Annotated in this window: 19 protein-coding genes; 10 read left to right on the top strand and 9 right to left on the bottom strand. The window is 37.3% G+C overall.

Going from position 1 to position 20,696, the window contains the following annotated elements; all coding sequences use genetic code 11:
- Nucleotides 1-47: 47 nt before the first annotated feature.
- Both M3610_RS02580 and M3610_RS02575 read right to left on the bottom strand, forming a co-directional pair.
- A complete protein-coding gene (locus M3610_RS02580) occupies nt 48-1,787 on the bottom strand; it encodes an AAA family ATPase (RefSeq protein ID WP_251456328.1) in 1,740 nt (579 codons plus the stop codon).
- Between the two features lie 150 nt (nt 1,788-1,937).
- Complete coding sequence (locus M3610_RS02575) at nt 1,938-2,198, bottom strand: hypothetical protein (RefSeq protein WP_251456326.1); 261 nt, start codon at nt 2,196-2,198, stop codon at nt 1,938-1,940.
- A 175-nt stretch (nt 2,199-2,373) separates the two neighbouring features.
- On the opposite strand from M3610_RS02575, the gene M3610_RS02570 reads away from it, so the two are divergent.
- The 6 genes from M3610_RS02570 to M3610_RS02545 all read left to right on the top strand — a co-directional run bounded on the left by M3610_RS02570 (nt 2,374) and on the right by M3610_RS02545 (nt 9,617).
- A complete protein-coding gene (locus tag M3610_RS02570; RefSeq protein WP_251456324.1) occupies nt 2,374-3,954 on the top strand; it encodes a peptide chain release factor 3 in 1,581 nt (526 codons plus the stop codon).
- Between the two features lie 140 nt (nt 3,955-4,094).
- Nucleotides 4,095-5,192 carry an SDR family oxidoreductase gene (locus M3610_RS02565; protein ID WP_251456322.1) on the top strand — a complete coding sequence of 366 codons (1,098 nt, stop codon included), beginning with the start codon at nt 4,095-4,097 and terminating at the stop codon, nt 5,190-5,192.
- 15 nt (nt 5,193-5,207) lie between these two features.
- Entirely contained in the window at nt 5,208-6,746 is a 1,539-nt protein-coding gene (locus M3610_RS02560) for an aldehyde dehydrogenase family protein (protein WP_251456321.1), read from the top strand.
- Between the two features lie 109 nt (nt 6,747-6,855).
- The gene (locus M3610_RS02555; protein WP_098572542.1) at nt 6,856-7,320 is read left to right on the top strand and encodes a hypothetical protein; all 465 of its coding nucleotides are present in this window, start codon (nt 6,856-6,858) and stop codon (nt 7,318-7,320) included.
- 309 nt (nt 7,321-7,629) lie between these two features.
- Nucleotides 7,630-8,379 (top strand): RNA polymerase sigma factor SigI, encoded by a 750-nt coding sequence (gene sigI, locus M3610_RS02550; RefSeq protein WP_251456320.1) that lies wholly within the window; start codon nt 7,630-7,632, stop codon nt 8,377-8,379.
- Nucleotides 8,376-9,617, top strand: coding sequence for an anti-sigma factor domain-containing protein (locus tag M3610_RS02545; protein WP_251456319.1), 1,242 nt, complete (start codon nt 8,376-8,378; stop codon nt 9,615-9,617). The genes sigI and M3610_RS02545 overlap by 4 nt, the downstream gene beginning before the upstream one ends.
- A 44-nt stretch (nt 9,618-9,661) precedes the next feature.
- On the opposite strand, the gene M3610_RS02540 is transcribed toward M3610_RS02545, so the two are convergent.
- From M3610_RS02540 to M3610_RS02520, 5 genes are all read right to left on the bottom strand, one after another.
- Nucleotides 9,662-9,859 (bottom strand): alpha/beta-type small acid-soluble spore protein, encoded by a 198-nt coding sequence (locus tag M3610_RS02540; RefSeq protein WP_026566245.1) that lies wholly within the window; start codon nt 9,857-9,859, stop codon nt 9,662-9,664.
- A gap of 336 nt (nt 9,860-10,195) precedes the next feature.
- A complete protein-coding gene (locus M3610_RS02535) occupies nt 10,196-11,521 on the bottom strand; it encodes a (Fe-S)-binding protein (RefSeq protein ID WP_251456318.1) in 1,326 nt (441 codons plus the stop codon).
- Entirely contained in the window at nt 11,518-12,981 is a 1,464-nt protein-coding gene (gene glcD, locus M3610_RS02530; RefSeq protein WP_251456317.1) for a glycolate oxidase subunit GlcD, read from the bottom strand. The genes M3610_RS02535 and glcD overlap by 4 nt, the downstream gene beginning before the upstream one ends.
- A 119-nt stretch (nt 12,982-13,100) precedes the next feature.
- Nucleotides 13,101-14,228 (bottom strand): CdaR family transcriptional regulator, encoded by a 1,128-nt coding sequence (locus M3610_RS02525; protein WP_251456316.1) that lies wholly within the window; start codon nt 14,226-14,228, stop codon nt 13,101-13,103.
- Nucleotides 14,229-14,338: 110 nt separating this feature from the next.
- The gene (locus tag M3610_RS02520; RefSeq protein ID WP_251456315.1) at nt 14,339-14,692 is read right to left on the bottom strand and encodes a DUF3905 domain-containing protein; all 354 of its coding nucleotides are present in this window, start codon (nt 14,690-14,692) and stop codon (nt 14,339-14,341) included.
- Between the two features lie 140 nt (nt 14,693-14,832).
- Between M3610_RS02520 and M3610_RS02515 the strand changes: the two genes are divergently transcribed.
- A complete protein-coding gene (locus M3610_RS02515; RefSeq protein WP_166257651.1) occupies nt 14,833-14,994 on the top strand; it encodes a hypothetical protein in 162 nt (53 codons plus the stop codon).
- Nucleotides 14,994-15,131: a hypothetical protein gene (locus tag M3610_RS02510; RefSeq protein WP_251456313.1), complete on the top strand. Its 138-nt coding sequence runs from the start codon at nt 14,994-14,996 to the stop codon at nt 15,129-15,131. Before M3610_RS02515 ends, M3610_RS02510 begins: the two co-directional genes overlap by 1 nt.
- An 18-nt stretch (nt 15,132-15,149) precedes the next feature.
- Here M3610_RS02510 and M3610_RS02505 read toward each other — a convergent pair whose 3' ends face one another.
- Both M3610_RS02505 and M3610_RS02500 read right to left on the bottom strand, forming a co-directional pair.
- Nucleotides 15,150-16,895 carry a B12-binding domain-containing radical SAM protein gene (locus M3610_RS02505; protein WP_251456311.1) on the bottom strand — a complete coding sequence of 582 codons (1,746 nt, stop codon included), beginning with the start codon at nt 16,893-16,895 and terminating at the stop codon, nt 15,150-15,152.
- 119 nt (nt 16,896-17,014) lie between these two features.
- Nucleotides 17,015-18,706, bottom strand: coding sequence for an L-lactate permease (locus M3610_RS02500; protein ID WP_098572550.1), 1,692 nt, complete (start codon nt 18,704-18,706; stop codon nt 17,015-17,017).
- Nucleotides 18,707-19,027: 321 nt separating this feature from the next.
- Here M3610_RS02500 and M3610_RS02495 point away from each other — a divergent pair, with 321 nt between their 5' ends.
- Together M3610_RS02495 and M3610_RS02490 are read left to right on the top strand one after the other, a co-directional pair.
- A complete protein-coding gene (locus M3610_RS02495; RefSeq protein ID WP_311315792.1) occupies nt 19,028-19,756 on the top strand; it encodes a FadR/GntR family transcriptional regulator in 729 nt (242 codons plus the stop codon).
- A 221-nt stretch (nt 19,757-19,977) separates the two neighbouring features.
- Nucleotides 19,978-20,694, top strand: coding sequence for a (Fe-S)-binding protein (locus M3610_RS02490; RefSeq protein ID WP_098572552.1), 717 nt, complete (start codon nt 19,978-19,980; stop codon nt 20,692-20,694).
- Nucleotides 20,695-20,696 lie beyond the last annotated feature (2 nt).

The raw sequence follows: 20,696 nt of genomic DNA, 5'->3' as shown, positions 1-20,696 counted from the left end.
GAAAACCAGGTGCCCAATAAACAGCACCTGGTTTTCATAGGCTATCTTTATACTAAGACCATATTATCACTTATGGTTGCCGGTGTTCCCCAAACTATTTCTTCAATCTCTGAGCCTTCAAGTGTTTCTTTTTTTAATAATGCATCGACTAATTGTTGATACTGATATTGATGGTTATTAATAAGACTCTCTGCTTTTTGTAAAGCTTTTTCAAATAGCTCTTGCATCTTTTCTTCTTTATCTTGTTTTTTGAAGGTCAATGTAAATCCTTCTTGAAGCATACCAGTATCTACCATTTGTTCGATAATTTGTTTTGCTTGTTGAACGTCGCCACTTACGCCGATGCTGTGTTCTCCTAAATGAATTCTCTCAGCAACCCCGCCAGCTAATATCATTGCTACGCGCTCTAATAAGTCACTGGTCGTAGATAGATGCAATTCCTTTGGAATTGGTGCAACATAACCGAGCGCCTCTCCACGAGGGATAATGGTTGCTTTCCTAACGGAACCAGGTTTCGTCAATGATGCTACAATGGCATGACCAGCCTCATGAATTGCGACCCTGCGTTTTGTATCATAATCTTGTAATGACCGGGAAGTGCTTCCTAAAATCGTTCGATCAAGGGCATAGTCAATGTCCTGCTTTTGGATGGACTCTTGGCCGTTCCGAACAGCTCTTCTGCTAGCCGTTTCGAAAAGTGATTGGAGCTCTGCACCTGAAAAACCTGAAGTACTTTCTGCCAATTCATCTAATTGTGCAAGAGCATCTTTATCAAATGATTTATCTTTAGCATGGATAGCAATTATCTCTCTTCTTCCTTTTGTATCTGGAAGTGGTACATGGAAGGAAAAATCGATTCTTCCTGGACGAAGGAAGGCTTCATCCAACATGTCTTTTCTGTTTGTGGCAGCAATAAAAAGAATTCCATCATTTGAATGTCCGCCATCAAGTTGTACAAGTAATTCTGTTAAGGTTTTTTCGGCTTCCTCGCCGCCATGTGCCTTTCTTTTTGCTGCTAAAGCATCGACCTCATCAATGAAAACAACGGCAGGGCCTTGCTTTCTTGCTGCTTTGAACAATGATCGGACCCGGCTAGCCCCCACTCCAATAAACATTTCATTAAATGACGAACCGCTTGCCGAAAAGAAAGCAGCGTTTAATTCACGGGCAATTGCTTGAGCGAGTAATGTTTTACCTGTACCTGGCGGGCCGTACAAAAGAATACCTTTTGGTGGTGTAATCCCTAATTTTGAAGCACGCTCAGGTTCTTTTAGGATCGAGAGAGTTTGTAAAATTTCTTCCTTCATTTCGTCCCCGAGTCCACCTACATCCTTCAAACTAATGGAGGGAAGGGTTCGCGACTTTGCAACACTATTCTTCATTGAATTATTTATTCCCAATCCACCTTTTGTTTTTTGAAGCGTGAATGCTGCTCCAGCCAACAGAAGAATAACGCCGCCTAATATCCATTTTCCATATTTACTGCTCTTTGAATAGGAGTATTCAATATTATATTTAACAACCAATTTATCTACCATTTGGCTGTTCGGTGGGACATGGGAAAGATATACCGTTTCACCAGCATGAATATAAAGGCTTCCATCGGGTTTTTCAGTTATACTTACAGTTTTCCCTTGTTGTGCTTGAATAGTTTTCTCAACAGAGGAGAATGGTATAGCAACTTCATTATTGGTAGTTTGAATAATCCAGACGATTCCTGCAATAACTAATATTAACGCTGCAATGAGCGGAATAAATTTCGAGACTTTTTTTATACTTGGTTTCAATTTTCTTCATCTCCTTCAACAGAGTTCTCCTCTATTATAAAGGGGTTTCCAGAAAAATGGATGTGGGAATCGTTGGGAAACTAGAAATGCCCGCATAAAAAAATAAACCAGCACAATTTTTTTAAAATGCGCTGGTGTGGTTTATAAAAACTACGATAATAAGCGAAGATGTGGAATGATTGGATGTAATACACTTTGAGCAATTGAGCCAATGCTGGCACCGATACAGGATGCTTTATTCCATTTAAAAACATGAACTTTTTCATCTTTTCCTTCAATCAAGAACAATAATTGGGCATCCTCTTCAGCAATACCTATTTTTTTATAAGAAATCTTGTTTTCGTTGAGGATAATTTCAAAGGCTTTATGCAATAAATTCAAAGTCTGTTGATCGATTTTAGTAATATCCAAGTCAGGTACCTCCGATGTGTTATGTAATCACGATATTTATTTTTCATCATTACCGCTTTCTTTCATTATATTCTTTATGCTTTCGGGTTTAAAGAAATATTGCAAAGTTTCCGTTTGAGAGATAAGATTGAAGTTATGGACAAAAATTTTTATTGTCAAAAGAGAGGAAAACGAAATGGGTAACAATTTTAAAGAAGATGTATTGTCACGCCGGACATTTGCGATTATTTCCCACCCAGATGCCGGAAAAACTACGCTAACCGAAAAATTATTATTATTCGGAGGAGCTATTCGAGACGCGGGAACTGTAAAAGCGAAAAAAACAGGAAAGTTTGCAACCAGTGACTGGATGGAAATTGAAAAGCAACGGGGGATTTCCGTTACCTCCAGTGTCATGCAATTTGACTATGAAGGATTCCGAGTTAACATTTTGGATACGCCTGGACACCAAGATTTCAGTGAAGATACGTATCGTACTTTAATGGCTGTAGATAGTGCTGTAATGATCGTTGATGCTGCCAAGGGGATAGAGGCACAAACACTCAAACTATTTAAAGTATGCCGGATGCGCGGGATTCCTATTTTCACATTTATGAATAAACTCGATCGTCAGGGCAAGCCGCCGCTTGAACTGCTAGCTGAATTAGAAGAGGTTCTAGGCATAGAATCATATCCGATGAACTGGCCGATTGGGATGGGAAAAGAATTCCTTGGTATTTATGACCGATATAACAATCGAGTGGAACAGTTCCGAGTAGAGGATGATGACCGTTTTATACCGTTAAATGATGACGGAGAAATTGCCGGAGACCATCCGCTAAAAAATTCTGGACTTTATGATCAAACACTAGATGAAATTATGCTCCTCAATGAAGCAGGGAATGAGTTCTCAGCTGAAAGAATTGCAGCAGGTAACTTGACACCAGTATTTTTTGGAAGTGCGTTAACTGCCTTTGGAGTTCAAACATTCTTAGAGTCATACTTAAAGTTTGCTCCGCCTCCAATGGCGCGCAATTCATCCATAGGAGAAATTGATCCGTTAGGGGAACAATTTTCAGGTTTTGTGTTTAAGATTCAAGCAAATATGAATCCTGCCCACAGAGATAGGATTGCCTTTGTCCGTGTGTGTTCTGGGAAATTTGAGCGGGGAATGACAGTGAATATTCCGCGTTTGAATAAACAAATCAAGCTCTCGCAGTCAACTTCATTTATGGCTGAAGAACGGAATACTGTCGATGAAGCGGTTAGTGGAGATATTATCGGATTATATGACACAGGCACATATCAAATTGGTGATACTTTGACTACCGGGAAAAATGATTTTCAATATGAAAGACTTCCGCAATTTACACCAGAATTGTATGTTAGGGTTTCCGCTAAAAACGTCATGAAGCAGAAGTCCTTTTATAAAGGAATTCAGCAACTGGTTCAAGAAGGAGCCATTCAGCTATATAAAACCGTTAAAACGGATGATTATTTATTAGGTGCCGTTGGTCAATTACAATTTGAAGTTTTTGAGCATCGGATGAGAAATGAATATAATGCAGAAGTTTTAATGGAAAGAATGGGTTCAAAAATTGCCAGGTGGGTAGATAGTGAAATGGTTGATGAAAATCTATCGAGTTCTCGTTCAATGTTAGTGAAAGACAGATATGATCATTATGTATTTTTGTTTGAAAATGACTTTGCTCTCAGATGGTTTCAAGAGAAAAATCCATCAGTTAAACTCTATAATCCAATGGACCAAAATGATTAAGAAAAGTGGCGGAATAGAATCCGCTACTTTTTTTAATGTTTATTAAACTGAAAATTCAGACTAATTACCCATGGACAAGTCTTTTCTTAGGACTTTAAAATGATTACAATCGTCTTGATAAAGACTAAGGAGGAGATAAGTTGGGAAATGGTTTCTTTTTTACTGGGTTTCCTGGGTTCATTTGTAATCAATTGATTCGCGAAGTAATAAAAAATAATCAATTGATAGGATCTGTTTTTGTCCTAGTCCTGCCTAATATGGTTAAAAGAGCAAAAAAAGAATCGGAAGCTATAATAGCGGAATATGGGTTAGATGAGTCCACCTTCCACATTATTGTTGGAGATATAACCAAACCGTGTCTTGCTATTACAGATGAAGAACAGGAAATCTTACAACAAAGGGTTACCCATGTTTTTCATCTAGCAGCCATTTATGATTTAGCGGTTCCAAGAGAAATAGCGCAAATAGTGAATGTAAATGGTACGGAAAACGTAAATGAATGGGTGCGAAGATTACCAAACCTAAATAGATATATTTATTTTAGTACTGCCTATGTGGTCGGAAATAGTGAAGGTACTCTGTATGAGACGGAACTTATTACACCACCTGGTTTTAAAAATCATTATGAACAAACGAAATATGAAGCAGAGGTTTTAGTGGAAACATTAAAAAAAGAAATACCTGTTACTATCATTCGGCCGGGGATTGTCAAAGGCCATTCCGATACGGGAGAAACCATTAAATTTGATGGCCCTTATTTTATTATGAACTTTTTAGATCGGTTGAAATTTCTTCCTCTCATACCTCGACTAGGGAAAGGTGAAGCTTATGTGAACCTTGTTCCCATCGATTATATTATTCAAGCAACTGCGTATCTTAGCCAATTAGACAATGCTGCTGGAAAAACGTATCATCTAACAGACCCACATCCCTACCGTGCTTCAGAAATATATGAAATCATGATGAAAGAAATGCTAAACAAACAACCAAAAGGAATGATTCCATTAACTGTCGGGAAATGGTTCCTTTCTATTAAACCGTTGCGCAAATTTCTGGGAGTAGAGAAAGAAGAATTGGACTACTTTACTTGGAGGGGACAATTCGATTGTACACAAGCCGTTACAGACCTAAGGGAATCAGGGATCGCCTGTCCCGACTTTAAAGATGGAATTAAACCAATGACAGAATTTTACTTACAACAAAAAGATAACCCAACCTTTCATATTAAAATTATTTAACGGGGGTGATAATATATGGATGCAATTCAAGAAAAGCTTAAAATAATTGCCCCAGCAACAGGAGAGCGACTGGGGGAAATTCCTGCAACATCTGTTAACGAAGTCGATTCCTTTTATCATAGGAGTAAAACAGCGTTTAAGCAGTGGAGTAATCTGACTATGTCTGAAAGAGGAAAGTATCTATTAAGACTTAAAGATATTATCGTAGAGCAGATGGAAGATATAGCAAAAACAATCGCTGCGGACACTGGAAAAGTGGTAACGGAGGCACTGGTAGCTGATATCATGCCAACCCTGGACAGTATTGATCACATAATAAAACATGGGGAGAAAATTCTTCAGCGGCAAAGAGTAAAAACGCCTCTTTTATTGATAGGAAAGAAATCATTTATTGAATACATGCCAAGGGGAGTGGTTTTGGTAATTTCTCCATGGAATTATCCCTTTCAATTGGCAATGGTCCCGATGCTTAGTGCTTTGGCCTCTGGGTATGCAGTGATTTTAAAACCATCAGAAGTAACTCCACTAGTAGGGAAATGTATGGAGGGGCTTTTTGCTGAAGCGGGCTTTCCTATGGGAGTTGTTCAAGTTGCACATGGTGGAAAAGAGGTAGGGGAAGCTTTCACAAATGGGAAACCAGATTATATTTTCTTTACTGGATCTGTCCGGACTGGGAAAATCATTCAACAAGTTGCTTCAAAACATCTAATTCCAACAACCCTAGAACTTGGCGGCAAGGATCCAATGATTGTATTTGCAGACGCTCATTTGGAGCGTGCGGCAAAAGGGGCAGTGTGGGCGGCATTTACTAACAGTGGTCAAGTTTGTATGAGTGCAGAAAGGCTGTATGTTGAAAAATCAATTTATCCTAAATTTCTATCTTTACTAAAAAAAGAAATTTTAAACTTAAAACAGGGGAACAATGAAGATGACGATGTCGGTTCGATGACTTTCCCAGCTCAAATAGAAATTTTAAGAGACCAGTTAGAGGATGCATTGAGCAAGGGAGCAAGACTTGAGACTGGTCTAATGCCTGAAAAATGGAACAATGGAATGTTTTTACCGCTTATTGTAGTTACAAATGTGAACCATGATATGAAATTAATCCAGGAGGAATCCTTTGGACCGATTCTGCCAGTCATTCCATTTGAGAGTGAAGATGAAGTAATTAGTCTTGCAAATGACACGGTTTATGGGTTAAATGCAAGCGTTTGGTCAAATGATCCTGTAAAAGCTAGAAGAGTATCCTCTAGACTCGTTTCAGGAGCAGTAGTTATAAATGACGCTATTATTAGTATTGCCCATCATGGCCTTCCCTTTGGAGGGGCAAAACAAAGTGGAATCGGCAGGTACCATGGGGATGCCGGGTTAAGAATTTTTTGCCATGAAAAAGCTATTGTCGAGGACATCGGCCGGAAAAAGAGTGAAATTCATTGGTATCCTTATCAAGGAAAATACCCATTATTTCTTCAACTTTTTAAAAGTTATTTCCAAGCTAATCGAAACTGGATTATATTTTCAAAAATCTACTTACGCATCCTCAAAAAGAATTAAGTTGGGAAAAATAATAGAAAATCCGCTATTTTTTGGCAGAGATGGATAAACTAAGTTAAGTGAATTTTTTTTAGCTTTAAAAATATGCCACGAGAAGCGGGACTGTACGATGAAAAAGATGAGCAAACTTGAAGCTGTTTTTTGGAATATTGCTTTTCCTGGTTTTAGTCAATTGTTAATGGGTCAATATATCAAAGGAATATTGTTTGTTACATTAGAAGTAATGATCAATTCAAATAGTCACTTTAATTCGGCAATCATGTATAGTTTCTTAGGAGAAATTAACAATGCAGAGAAGGTACTTAATTATCAATGGCTTATGTTTTACCCGTGTGTCTATTTGTTTTCCTTGTGGGATGGTTATCGTTCAGCTATGCCTGAAAATGAAAAATACTCGTTTTTTCCATTTGTCTTCGGTGCCTATTTTGTTACTGTAGGATTAATGGTATCGCCTAAGGTTACAATTTTTCAAATTCATCCTGGCCCAGTTTTTTTACCGATGCTGTTTTTAATCCCTGGGTTGCTTATTGGTTTTTTAATTAAATTTTTATTGTCTTTAAAGTTTCAAAAATAAAAATTACTTATAAAAAGCTTCAAATCAGGATATTCTGGTTTGAAGCTTTTTATTGGGAAAATTTTTTTAAAATGAACCCCCACAAATTGCTTCAGATGGAGCGTAACTATGTAGTGAAAATAAACTTTTTATACATTAGGAAAAAGGTAAAAGGATGTGGTTTGGGAAAAAGAAAAATAAATAAATAAGGGTTATAACAATAAACAGGAAAAGATAGCCTTTGTTGGGGCTGTTTTTTTAAAATGCTTACCCCCAAAAAAGTCCAAGATAACACTCATATGTTATAATTGGTCGAATAGAGGTGAGCATATGCTAGGTTTATTGTTTATGGCCAAAAAGAAAAAGAAGAACACCTTGGAAGAAACGGTTCTTCTGATTCAACAAGGTGACCGTTATTTACTTGATGAAATTATTAATTCCTACAAACCATTTATAGCAAAAACAGTATCTTCTGTATGCAAACGATATATCTATGAAACCGATGATGAATTTAGTATTGGGCTCATCGCGTTCAATGAAGCGATTGAGAAATATTCTACAGAGCGTGGGAACTCCTTATTGAGTTTTTCTGAAGTCATAATCAAAAGAAGAGTAATTGACTATATTCGTAAGCAATCCAAAAATCAACATTTAAGTTTTGACTTAACTAATGATACAAATGAAGAAGAAACAGCTGGAACAATTATTGTTAATGAACTCTCATTAGATGAATACAAGAAAAAGAATGATGAACAATTAAGAAAAGATGAAATTGTTCATTTTCAGAAATTATTAACTACTTTTGATTTAAGTTTTTCTGACTTAGTTGAGAATTCACCTAAGCATGTCGATGCACGCAAAAACGCAATTATCGCTGCAAAATTGTTAGTCGAAAACGAAGAATTAAAAGAAATGTTATTTAATAATAAACGGCTGCCCATTAAACAGTTAGAGAAAATGGTAGATGTCAGCAGGAAGACGATTGAACGAAATAGGAAATATATTATTGCCATTGCACTTATATTATCTAGTGATTATGTTTATATGAAAGATTATATAAAGGGGGTGCTAAACACATGAAAAAGGGAATTATAATGGAAATTGAAGAAGAATTCCTAACGCTTATGACCCCTGAAGGTGAGTTTTTACATAGCAGAAGGCAAAATCAGCCCTATGCAATTGGGGAAGAAATTCACTTTTTTCCCATAGATCATGTTAAAAGCTCAAATCCTTTTAGTTGGTTTAATAGCATTTTTAAATTTAAACCTGTTTGGGCACTAGTGGCTGCGTTCGTTATTATGCTTGGCTCATTTTTCCCAATGTATCAAAGTAATAAAGCGTATGCCTATATGTCAATTGATGTTAATCCAAGTATCGAACTTGGTGTTAATAAAAAAATGCAGGTTGTTGAAATTATAGGATTTAACAATGACGGAAAGAAGATTGTCTCGCACCTGACTAATTGGAAAAAGAAAAATGTTTCTGAATTAGCACAAACGATTTTCGCTGAAATGAATAAAGAAGGTTATTTGAGTACAAAAGAACACGTTACCATTTCCGCAGTAAGGACCACCGATCCTGATGAAAAAGTGGAAAAGGAACTTAAAGCAAACATTGAAGAAATTAAAGCATCAGTTGACAAACAAAAGGTTGAACTTACCGTTGTAAATCCTACTAAAGAAGAATTAAAAAAAGCGCATAAACTTGGCATTACCGCTGGTAAATTACACGATAATAACGCCAAAGTTTCCATTAATAGAACAAATGAAGTGAAAACGAAAGATAAAAAGAAAACTACCGATAGTAAACCTAAACAAAAGAAACAGCCTGTTCACTCTACTCCTTCAGGTCCAGTGAAGAAACAAACAGAAAATAAGGCTGTTCAAAATAAGGCATTTGCAGAAAATAAAAGGCAATTGGAAAAGAAATGGATAAATGGAAAAGTTAATCCACCTGGACAATTGAAAAAAATAGATGAATATAAAATAAAACAAAATCAAGAGCGGCCTATAAAACAAAATAATAAACAAAAAGAAAAAAAGGCTGAGAACAAAAAATCACAGAACCAAGAAAAATCTAACGGGAAAGACAGTCATAGAGACCCCGTCAAAGAAAAAAAAGCTGAGAACAAAAATTCGTTGAACCAAGAAAAGTCTAAAAAGAAAGACAATCATAATGGTATCGATAAAAACCAAAGTAAATGGAAAAGTAAAGAAAAAGAAATAAATAAACATGAGGATAAAAACTATAAACATCATATCAATGAAAATAAAGATGATGACCAAAAAAATAAAAATTCTCATGGAAGAAATAGATAAATAAAGTCCGGAAGTAATTCCGGACTTTTTCCATATTTATGAAATTATTGTTGTTGTCCAGATAATTGTGCTTGTGCCTGTTGGACAAGGCGTTTTGTAATTTCCCCGCCTACAGATCCATTTGCTCTTGAAACTGTATCTGACCCTAAATTGACTCCAAATTCTTGGGCGATTTCGTATTTAACTTGATCTAAATATTGTTCAATCCCAGGTACTAACAACTTGTTACTGCTATTAGCCATATAAATCAGCTCCTTATTTTCAATACAGAGATTATTTTACCTCTGTATAGGTATTATTAATTTATTTTGTTGTTTTATAAGTGGAAATGTTTTTCGTTATTGGATATAAATTTTAAAAAAATGGCTGTGTTAAGTTTGTCTGTTGATTTCCGTTCCAGGCACAAGCGGTTCGCGGGCGTGCCGGGGAGCCTCCTCGGCGCTTTTAGCGCCTGCGGGGTCTCCCCTGTTCCGCATTCCCGCAGGAGTCTTCGTGCCTTCCACTCCAATCAACAGAGTGTTAAAATTAATTTTTAACACAGCCAATTAAATAAAAAAGAGCCAAACGGCTCTTTTTTACTATGCCTTCACTGCCTCTAATAAGAGGTCAACGATATGAACACCTCGCATTTTCTCGGAGAGTCCTTCCTTTTCAATCCCAACTTTTACTTGTAATAAGCAGCCAGGGTTAGTAGTAACAATTGTGGAAGCGTGGGTATTTTTTGCTTGGACCATTTTGTAATCAAGCATTTTCATTGACATTTCTGATTCGATAATATTGTATATACCGGCCGAACCGCAGCAACGGTCTGCATCATTCATTTCAACATATTTAGCTCCCTTAATGGACTGCAGAAGGAGCCTAGGGGCAGATGCAGTTTTCATCACATTTCTTAAATGACAAGAATCCTGATAAGTAATTATCTGAGGTGGGAGCTCTAATTTTACCCGTTCATGGAAGTTAACTGAAACTAAAATTTCAGTTACATCTTGAATTTTTTCGGTAAACTTCTTAGCGCGGTCACTCCACTCTGGGTCTTCTTTTAATAAGTGATCATAACCAAGTAAGAATGCACCACAACCGCCAGCATTCGTAATGATAAAATCAACATTTAAATCCTCAAATGCTTTGATATTTCTCTTGGCAAGATCTATTGAACTCCCTTTTTCACCATAATGACCGTGCAGGGCACCACAACAGGTTTGCTCCTCAGGAATAACAATTTCACAACCAGCCAGTTGGAGTAATTTGATGGTAGCATCATTTGTTTTCATAAACATGGAGTCCATCAAACAGCCGCTAAAGAAGGCAACTCGGTGTGTTTGTTTTCCAATTGGTTCTGCATGAACCGGTCTATTTTTCAGTTCTTTCATTGTTGAAACTGGAGGAAGTATTTTTTCCATTAAGGTTAAATGCTCAGGCAACATACCTAAAAATCCAATTTTTCTCGCCATAGTTTGTAAACCAGAACGTTGGTAAAACCCAATTAACCCTGTCACATTTTTCATTCGTTTTGGATGTGGGAATAATCCCTCGAAAACTGTTTTTCGAACGATGCTAGTCGATAATGAGTATTTCTTATTCTGACTGACAATATCACGTGCTTCTTCAAGCAAATGACCATACTTTACTCCAGATGGGCAAACAGTTTCACATGCCACGCAGCCAAGACATAGGTTAAGCGAACGCTCAAAGTCTTCATCCGGTTCAATTAAACCATCGGTAACAGCCTTCATTAAGGCGATTCTGCCCCGCGGGGAATGTGATTCTTTATAGCCTGATTCAATATATGTGGGACACGCGGGTAAACAAAAACCACAGCGCATACAATTTAATAATTCATCTTCATTCATTCTGGCTTTAAACTGTTCTTGGATGATTTCTTTTTCTTTCACTGTTGTCATTTTGAAACCACCATGTGTTTTTTGTCGTCTGCTGCGGAAACTGTTCCCTGGCCAGAAACTACCACTCGCTTCCTATAACTTTTTGCAAAAACCTTACCCGGATTCATGATATTATTTGGATCCAAAGCAAGTTTAATGGCTTTCATCACGGCAATTCCTTCTTTACCCAGTTTCCATTCAAGATACGGTGCTTTCATAACTCCGACACCATGCTCACCTGTAATGGTTCCGCCAAGTTCCACTGCTCTTTCAAAGATTTCTGCAAAAGCCATCTCGACACGTTCCATTTCTTCGTGATTTCTTGCATCTGTTGGGCATGTAGGATGGAGATTTCCATCACCTGCATGGCCAAAGGTACAAATTTGCAGATTGTATTTGTCAGCAATGTTATTAATTGCGTTTACCATTTTCGCTATTTCTGACCTTGGGACAGTAGCATCTTCAAGTACAGTAGTTGGCTTGAGTCGTGCAAGTGCAGAAAGTGCTGTGCGCCTTGCAGCAGCTAAGGCTAATGCTTCTTCTTCTGAAGATGCTACTTGTACGGAGACGGCACCTTCCTGCTTACAAACCTTGATGATTTTTTCAATATCACGTTCGACGACTTCAGGAGAGCCATCTTGTTCAATTAATAGAACTGCTTGAACGTCTGTAGGTAATCCAATTTGAGAATAGTCTTCAACTACTCTGATCGTAGGTTGATCTAGGAACTCAAGTGTGACAGGTATAATTTTATTGGCAATAATTTTGGAAACAGATTTTGCTGCTGCTTCTAGATCCTGATACAAGGCTAGCATCGTTTTCTTAGTTTCAGGCATGGGGATAAGCTTTAAAATTGCTTCAGTGATGATCCCAAGAGTTCCTTCTGAACCTACCATTAACCGGGTAAGATCATACCCTGCGACATCCTTTGCCAGTTTTCCACCTGTTCTTACGATATCTCCGTTTGGCATGACAACCTCAAGACCAATCACATAATCCCGGGTGACTCCATATTTAAGTCCACGTAATCCACCAGAGTTTTCGTTAATGGCTCCACCAATCGTGGCAATTTTCATTGAACCTGGATCGGGTGGATAAAAAAGTCCTTTTGCTGAAGCAGCGTTAGCTACATCGAGGCATATGACCCCTGGCTGGACAGTAATCGTTAAATTCTCTTCATCTAAGTCAACAATACTGTTCATATGCTTGAATAGAATAACTACGCCACCCTCAGTTGGGCATGTGCCTCCACAAAGATTTGTCCCGGAACCTCTCGGTACAATAGGCACTTTATTTTCATTACATACCTTAACAACTTCTGAAACTTCCTTTGTATTCCTTGGGCTGACAACCGCATCCGGCATTGCCTGCAAGTTTGGGGTTGAATCATAGGAATAAACAAGTCTTTCGGTTTTGGCATCATCAAAATTTTCCCTTGAAACAATGCTGATTAATTTGTCTTTTACTACTTTGGAAAGCATGCTGTTTCCTCCATTCACTTCATTCACTGAAAACGCCTACAAGTTAAATGTTTTTATGTTCTAAATTAAGTATAAAAAAAACAGGCATCTGCCTGCTATGGTTAAACATCTAAAAAAACTCAATAATATTTTTTGATTTTTGTTTGTTCATCCAAAAAGAGAATGCCAAGATACAATGTAACTAAATCATGGATATTATTAGGGGTTAATTGTGTTAATTCCTCAACTTTTTTTAAACGATAGTGGAGGGTATTGATATGTATATGTAAGGTATTCGATGTGTTCTTCAGCGAATGATTTTGCTTAAATAATTCTTTAATGGTTTCTAATAGTTCTGTTTCCTTCAAAAGGGGTCCAATGGTTCTTGTAATAAAATCAGCTTTTGTTTTGGGATTGATTTCTTCAGAAATCATTTCAAGAGTCAAGTCTTCATCGAAAATAATCGAGGTATTTAACTTTGCTATGTTCAAAGATCTTTCAGCTTGTCGATAGGAATCACTAATTTCCTGAGAATCCGTTGCCTGACCAACACCAGCAATCGCTTGAATCCCGAACTTGTTTGTCAAGAATTGAAAAAAATGCTGTAAACGTCTCTCAATACTCTCCCGTGTAGGTTGATTAGAGCAATTTATGAGTAATACCATCCTATCATTGCCAGACCTAGTGACAACTTCTTTTGAATTTTGCTGAAACCTATTAAAAATCATTGTCCAACTATCCCTTGAAAGTGGTGCGTTTAACCCGATAAATTCAATAATTACAACCAATCTTTTGACTGTTATGTCAATTGATAGAAGCTTAGCTCGGTCTAAGAAAGAGTAATTCCACTCTTTGGCTTGGACCCAATCCATTATGAATGATTCTAATGCTCGGGTATGCCATTCAAACTGTTCAGCATAATAATTTTCACTAATAAGGAGTTCAGTCATTTTTCGGATTACTTCACCAAAAGGGGTAACTTTATTTGGTTCGCCAGTAATTCCAATTACTCCAATCACATCATGTTGAAAGAAAATCGGTAAATTAATCCCAGCTTTTACACCAGATAACTTTAATTGGTCTTCATGTGTAATGATCATCTTTCTTTTTTGTTGTAATGCAATCAAAGCTCCTTCATGGAAAGACCCTACTCGATCGAAGTCAGTGCTTGCAATGATATAGCCTTCCGTGTTTACAACAATAATATCTTCACCAATTAACTTCTGGACTTCTTTGACAATTTTTTCAGCTAATTCAGGTAATATCAAGGGTAACACCTCCAAGAACAACTGCTTCTATTATAGCAGTGTTTGCCTGCAGGTTGTTTGGTAAAAAAAACTCTGGACGTGTCATCCAGAGTTTGGTAAAAATGATGAACTTAATCACTTCCTTGACTTACATCTTTTGAAGGATGCATAAAAGGATATGCTTGCGGTTTCTTTTTACTTTCCAATAACTCACGGTTTTCACTTGTGTTCCAGCCAATATCATTAGTCGGATGAACCCATTCATCTCCCGCCATAATCGAAGGATCGGTATCTTTTGTCCAGTTCTCTAGAGGAGAATTAGGCGAGGCATAAATACTATCACCAATCGTAACACCATGTTCATTAACAAAGGGAGGCTCCATTTTTATTCCAGTACCCTCAAAGCTAGGGGCACTGATTTGATGAGGCATGGTTTCATTCAAGCTTACTGGCTCGGCGGACTGTGTATTTTTCGTTTTTTTCATTTTCAAATCACTCCTGTTTTTTCTTTATTTTCTTCGAGTGGAGCAAATTTATTTATGAAAAAAAAGGAAAGGAATGATTACCTTTAGTTTGTTCAAAACTAGGGTAGTAAGGTTAAACTATTTTCTGGGAGGATTATTCGATGGCAAAACGTAAAGCAGAATTTGATGCAGTGGAAAAATATACAAAAACACCTCATAAAAATGTTCAAGAAAGTGAATTTTCAGCGGAATTCACTGATAATAACAATGCGATTAGATTTCAAAATCGAAATTCAAAACTAGGGAAAAAGGGAAGAAGTTAATGAAAAGCCGCCGTAAAACCCCACCACGTATTCCTACTGAAGAATTCAGCATCGAATTTGGCGATGTTAACGGCACAAAATTATATGAAATTATGCAGGTGACACAAAAAGAGAAGAAAAATAATAAAAAGAAATAAGCCGGCAACGCCGGCTTGTTATTTTTCTAAATATGAAAAAATCTGTGTACGACTGTTCATGGGGTCAAAATAAGCTAAAAGACAGGAAGGATGTTTAAAAATCTTCCCGCTTGTTAGGAATTCTGATAAATCAAAGGTGAGTTCTTCAAGCATCGTATGTTTATACAATTCTTTTTCATCGAGTCCAAGTTCAACAAACGAATCCCCTAAAATAGACGGATGTTCGGAAATTTGTTTGTAATTTTGTGTTCTTTTTTCCTTATTAAAGCTTGCTTCCCACCAAGGTTTTCTTGGTTTGAATTTGTGCTTCAAAAAGTAATCATACTTCATTAGCCCAACAATAACATCAAGCTCGGCAACATCCTGGTGTTCTAAAAAGGTATACAGTCTACGGAATAAATCTTCAAGTTGATGACCAATTCTGGACCAGCCTTGGCTTTCCCAGAAAGAACCAAATTCTTGAAAGAAGTCAAACGGTGAAGGAAATACATTGGTTATTAAATATTCCACAGTTGCATCCATCCGATGGTCATTCCAGTATTTTTCCAAAACATCTTCAACCTGCTTAATTCTAACAATATCGTCGAAAGAGAGGACGTTGTTGCTTAAGATTTCATAGGGAGAATGATCCATATATATATATTTATGGTCATCTGCCCGAAGCCTTACTCCTGTGCCTCTGAGCATTTTTAGAAAACCTAATTGCAGCTCTTCCGGACGGAGCTCAAATACATCATTGAAAGTCTTTCGAAAAGAAGCATAATCTTCTTCAGGTAAACCAGCTATTAAATCAAGATGCTGGTCTATTTTCCTACCTTCTTTTACCATTGAGACTGTCCTTGTCAGTTTCGAAAAATTTTGTTTTCGCATCACCAGTTCATTGGTAAAGTCATTGGTGGATTGAACACCGATTTCAAAGCGGAAAAGACCTTTAGGTGCTTCTTGATTAAGAAATTCAATTACTTCAGGACGCATAATATCTGCTGTAATTTCAAACTGAAAGACGGTTCCAGGAAGATGTTCATCAATTAAGAAACGAAACATTTCCATAGCATAACTCCTGCTAATATTAAAGGTACGATCGACAAACTTAATTGTTTTTGCCCCATTAGCCATTAAATAGCGTATATCTTCTTTAATTTTTTCTCGGTCAAAGTATCGGACACCCACCTCAATCGATGACAAGCAAAATTGACAGCTGAATGGACAACCACGGCTAGTCTCAATATAGATGACTCGTTTGCCTAAATTGGCGATATCTTCAGGGAAACGATAGGGTGAAGGTAATTCCTTTAGGTCCAACTTATTCATTTGGGGAGTAATGACTATTTGCTGATTCTCACGTAAGGCAATTCCAGGTACTTTTTTAAAGTTACGATTATTTTGGATTTCAGTTAGTAACTGTTTAAAGGTTTGTTCGCCTTCACCCATAACAATAAAGTCCACCTCAGGGATTTTTTCCATCCATTCACGTGTGTCATAAGTAACCTCAGGTCCGCCTAGAACAATAACTAGCGATGGGTCCACTTTTTTTAACAGATTCACCACTTTAATGGTTTCTTCAATGTTCCAGATATAACAGCTAAATCCAATCACCTTCGGTTTCTGTTGATAGAGATCTGTCACAATATTTAAAATAGGGTCCTTTATGGTATATTCCTTGATTTGTATATTAAAATCTGGTGCTGCATAAGCCTTTAGGCAGCGAATCGCTAGGTTGGTATGAATAAACTTAGCATTCAGGGTTGAACAAATAACATTCATATAAAAACTCCTTTGCATAAATGAAAACAATATTTTATTATAGCCTAGTTTAGAGAAAAAAAGAAGAAAACGATACAAAAGACCCATGCCGGTTTGGCATGGGTCTTACAAAATAATTATTAAGGAATCATAAAACTGAGGTAATGACTCTGAACAAAGGTCATTATTCCAATAATTATTACTAAGAAGAAGCTGTGTTTGATTGTGAAGCGGAACAGTTCGGATTCTTTACCTGCAAGTCCAACAGCGGCACAGGCAACAGCTATTGATTGTGGTGAAATCATTTTTCCGGTTACTCCGCCGGAAGAGTTAGCTGCCAGAGCTAACACCGGATCCATACCAATAGAAGTCGCAGTGATTTTTTGGAGGTTACCGAATAATAAGTTTGCAGAAGTATCGGACCCAGTAATAAACACTCCAAGCCAACCAAGGAAAGGTGAGAAAAACGGAAATAGTAAAGAACCTGTTTTGGCAAGTGTCATTCCAAGAGTAGTACTCATTCCAGATGCATTCGTAACATAGGCAAAACCAACAACAGCAGCAATTGTAATGACTGGATATTTTAATTCATTGATGGTTTCGCCAAAAGTAATAGCCCAATTTTTCCAAGAGATGCCGACGATGAATTTTGTTAAAATGGCTGCGATTAAGATTGCTGTACCGGCTGCTCCAAGAAGTTCCAATTTATATATTGCTGGGATAGGAGCTCCTGCGGTGTTAATGATTTTATTATTTATTAATGGCACATTTGGAATATATGTAAGTGCATGCCCAATCGAATTAACTGCTTTTAAGATGGCGTTTGCCCCCTCGTAATGACCAGTTAATGCAAGCTTAACGGTAGGAATACCCCATAATGTAATAATTGCTGTTAACAATAGGAAAGGTGACCAAGCCTTGAAAATTTGCCCTCCCGTATGTTTAACTTCTTGTGTTTTAAGTTTCCTTGCCGATGTAGCAGCAAGTTCTTGCTCAGAAGAAAATCGGAAGATTGTTTTTGGCTTCCAGAATTTTAAGAAGACAGCTAGTGCAAATAAGGAAACTAAAGCTGATAAGATATCGGGAAGTTCTGGTCCCATAAAGTTAGAGGTGAAAAATTGAGTACCAGCAAATGCTACTCCTGATACGAGAATAGCTGGCATGACTTCTTTCGTTTTTTTCCAGCCAGCCATGATAAATACTAGATAGAATGGGATAAAGGCCGATAAAAATGGCAACTGGCGGCCTACCATTTTTGAGATCTCTGTTGCTGCAATACCAGTTGGCCCTTCCATGGCAATAATCGGTGCACCAATCGCTCCGAATGCAACAGGTGCAGTATTAGCAATTAGACAAAGCCCTGCAGCATATAAAGGATTAAATCCTAATCCTACCAAAAGAGCAGCGGAAATGGCAACAGGTGCACCAAAACCTGCGGCACCTTCAAGAAAAGCTCCAAAGGAAAACGCTACCAATAATGCTTGTAAACGGCGGTCCTCCGTAATAGAAACAACAGAGGTTCGAATAATATCAAATTGTCCAGTCTTTACAGTAAGTTTATAGAGGAATACTGATGTAATGATAATCCAGCCAATCGGCAGTATTCCATATACAGCACCTTGTGAGGCCGACATAAATGCCATACCCGCAGGCATTTTATAGGCAAAAATAGCAATCACCAAGGCTATAGCAAGTGTAGATACTCCTGCAAGATAGCCTTTCATCCGTTTAATGGCTAAAGCCCAGAAAAAGTAAAGAATCGGAATTAGTGCAACAACAGCAGATAATGCGAGATTATCTCCCACTGCTGTAAAGTTTTGAGTAAATGTCATAATAGCTTAATCCCCCCGAATTAGCTTTTTTTGATTTTTTCTCCAAATAATAAAATCTACCCTCCTTTAAATTAGCAATCGCTTACAAATGGTGACAAGGTCATCAGATGACTAGATGTTTCTTGCTTCTAAAATGAATTATATGGACGAAATCGAAGAAATTCAATCTTTTTTTTTAAAATTTCCATTATTAAATATTATTACGTAACGAATAGTGGAATCTTGTTTATAGTGATAATGTAGATTATATAGGCAGATTTTCGAGAAAAATGTATAATGAAAATGGATCTAAGAAACAAATGCTTGTTAGGGGCTGGACCGGTGAATTATAAAAAAATAAAACCAAAAAAGATCTATGAAGAAGTAGCAGAGGCCATATATGAAATGATTCGAACGGGTCAGGTTAAACCTGGGGAAAAACTTGATTCGGTACAACAACTTGCTGAAAATTTCCAAGTAGGCCGCTCCGCCATCCGTGAAGCGTTAACCTCTTTAAGAGCGATGGGGCTCGTTGAAATGAAGCAAGGGGAAGGTACTTTCATAAAGGAATTTGAATCAGATCAAATTACTTTCCCACTATCAACAGCTATTTTAATGAACCAAGAAGACATTGCTCAATTATTAGAGGTTCGTAAGATTATTGAAATTGGAACGGCTGCTGCAGCTGCGAAAAAAAGAACAAGTCACCATTTAGCAATGATGGAGGAAGCACTTGAAGAAATGAGAAATGCTCAAGGGAATGAAACACTGGGCGAAAAAGCTGATCTCCAATTTCATTTTGCTCTTGCCGATGCCGCGCAAAACCCTTTGCTGCTTAGCTTGATGAATCATGTTTCTGGATTAATGGGAGAAACCATGAAAGAAACACGTCGTGTTTGGCTCTTTTCTAAACAAACCACGATGGAACGACTTTATGATGAACATAAGGATATTTTTGAAGCGGTTAAAGAACAGGATGAAGAAAAAGCAAGAAAGTTTATGCTTTTACATCTTGAGAACGTTGAAGCCGTATTACAAAAATATTTTCAATCTGCGAATTTTACAAGCTAGCTTTTTGTATAATTAATCCAAAAAACATGCAACCTCCAAACTAATTTGGAACGCATGTTTTTTAAAATTTTCTTTTTTTTTTGCTGGAAGCACTTTCAATAGGGTCTACTTTTATTGTAGTATGAATGATATAAAAATCTTAATTTTTTTCAATTGGTCATCAGATGACCAGTTCATCAGCGGAACTCGTGTAAATTTAAAAGTAGGAGAGGAAGACGATCATGAAGGTTACACTTTTTGCAACTTGTATTGTAGATATGTTCAAAAGTAATGTAGGAAAGGCCACTGTCGAATTACTTGAGAGGCTCGGGTGTGAAATTGATTTTCCTGAATCGCAAGTTTGTTGTGGGCAGCCATCATATAATAGTGGTTATGTTAAAGAAACAAAAGAAGCTATGAAACGAATGATCGACACGTTTAGTGATGCTGAATACATAGTCTCACCATCAGGGTCCTGCATAACTATGTTCCATGAATATCAGCATATCTTTAAGGGAGACCCGGTTTGGGAACCAAAAGCAAAAAGACTTGCTGAAAAATCATTTGAACTTACGCAATTCATTGTTGATGTTTTGAAAATTGAAGATGTCGGTGCCCGTTTTGAAGGAAGTGTAACCTATCATACCTCCTGTCACATGACAAGATTGTTGGGTGTAAAGAAAGCTCCTATGATTCTATTAAGTAATGTAAAAGGTCTAAGGTTTACTGAATTGCCTGGGAAGGAACAATGCTGTGGTTTTGGGGGGACTTTTGCAGTAAAAATGGCTCAAATTTCAGAGCAAATGGTGGATGAAAAAGTCCGACACGTTGAAGAAACTGGGGCTGAGTATCTAATCGGTGCGGATGCAGCCTGTTTGATGAATATCGGCGGAAGAATTGATAGAGTTGGTAAGCCAATCAAGGTAATGCATATTGCCGAGGTATTAAATAGCCGTTGATT

This window comes from Neobacillus sp. MER 74, assembly GCF_023714155.1.
The sequence above is the reverse complement of the archived record's forward strand: the minus strand, read 5'-3'. Positions and strand labels throughout refer to the sequence as shown.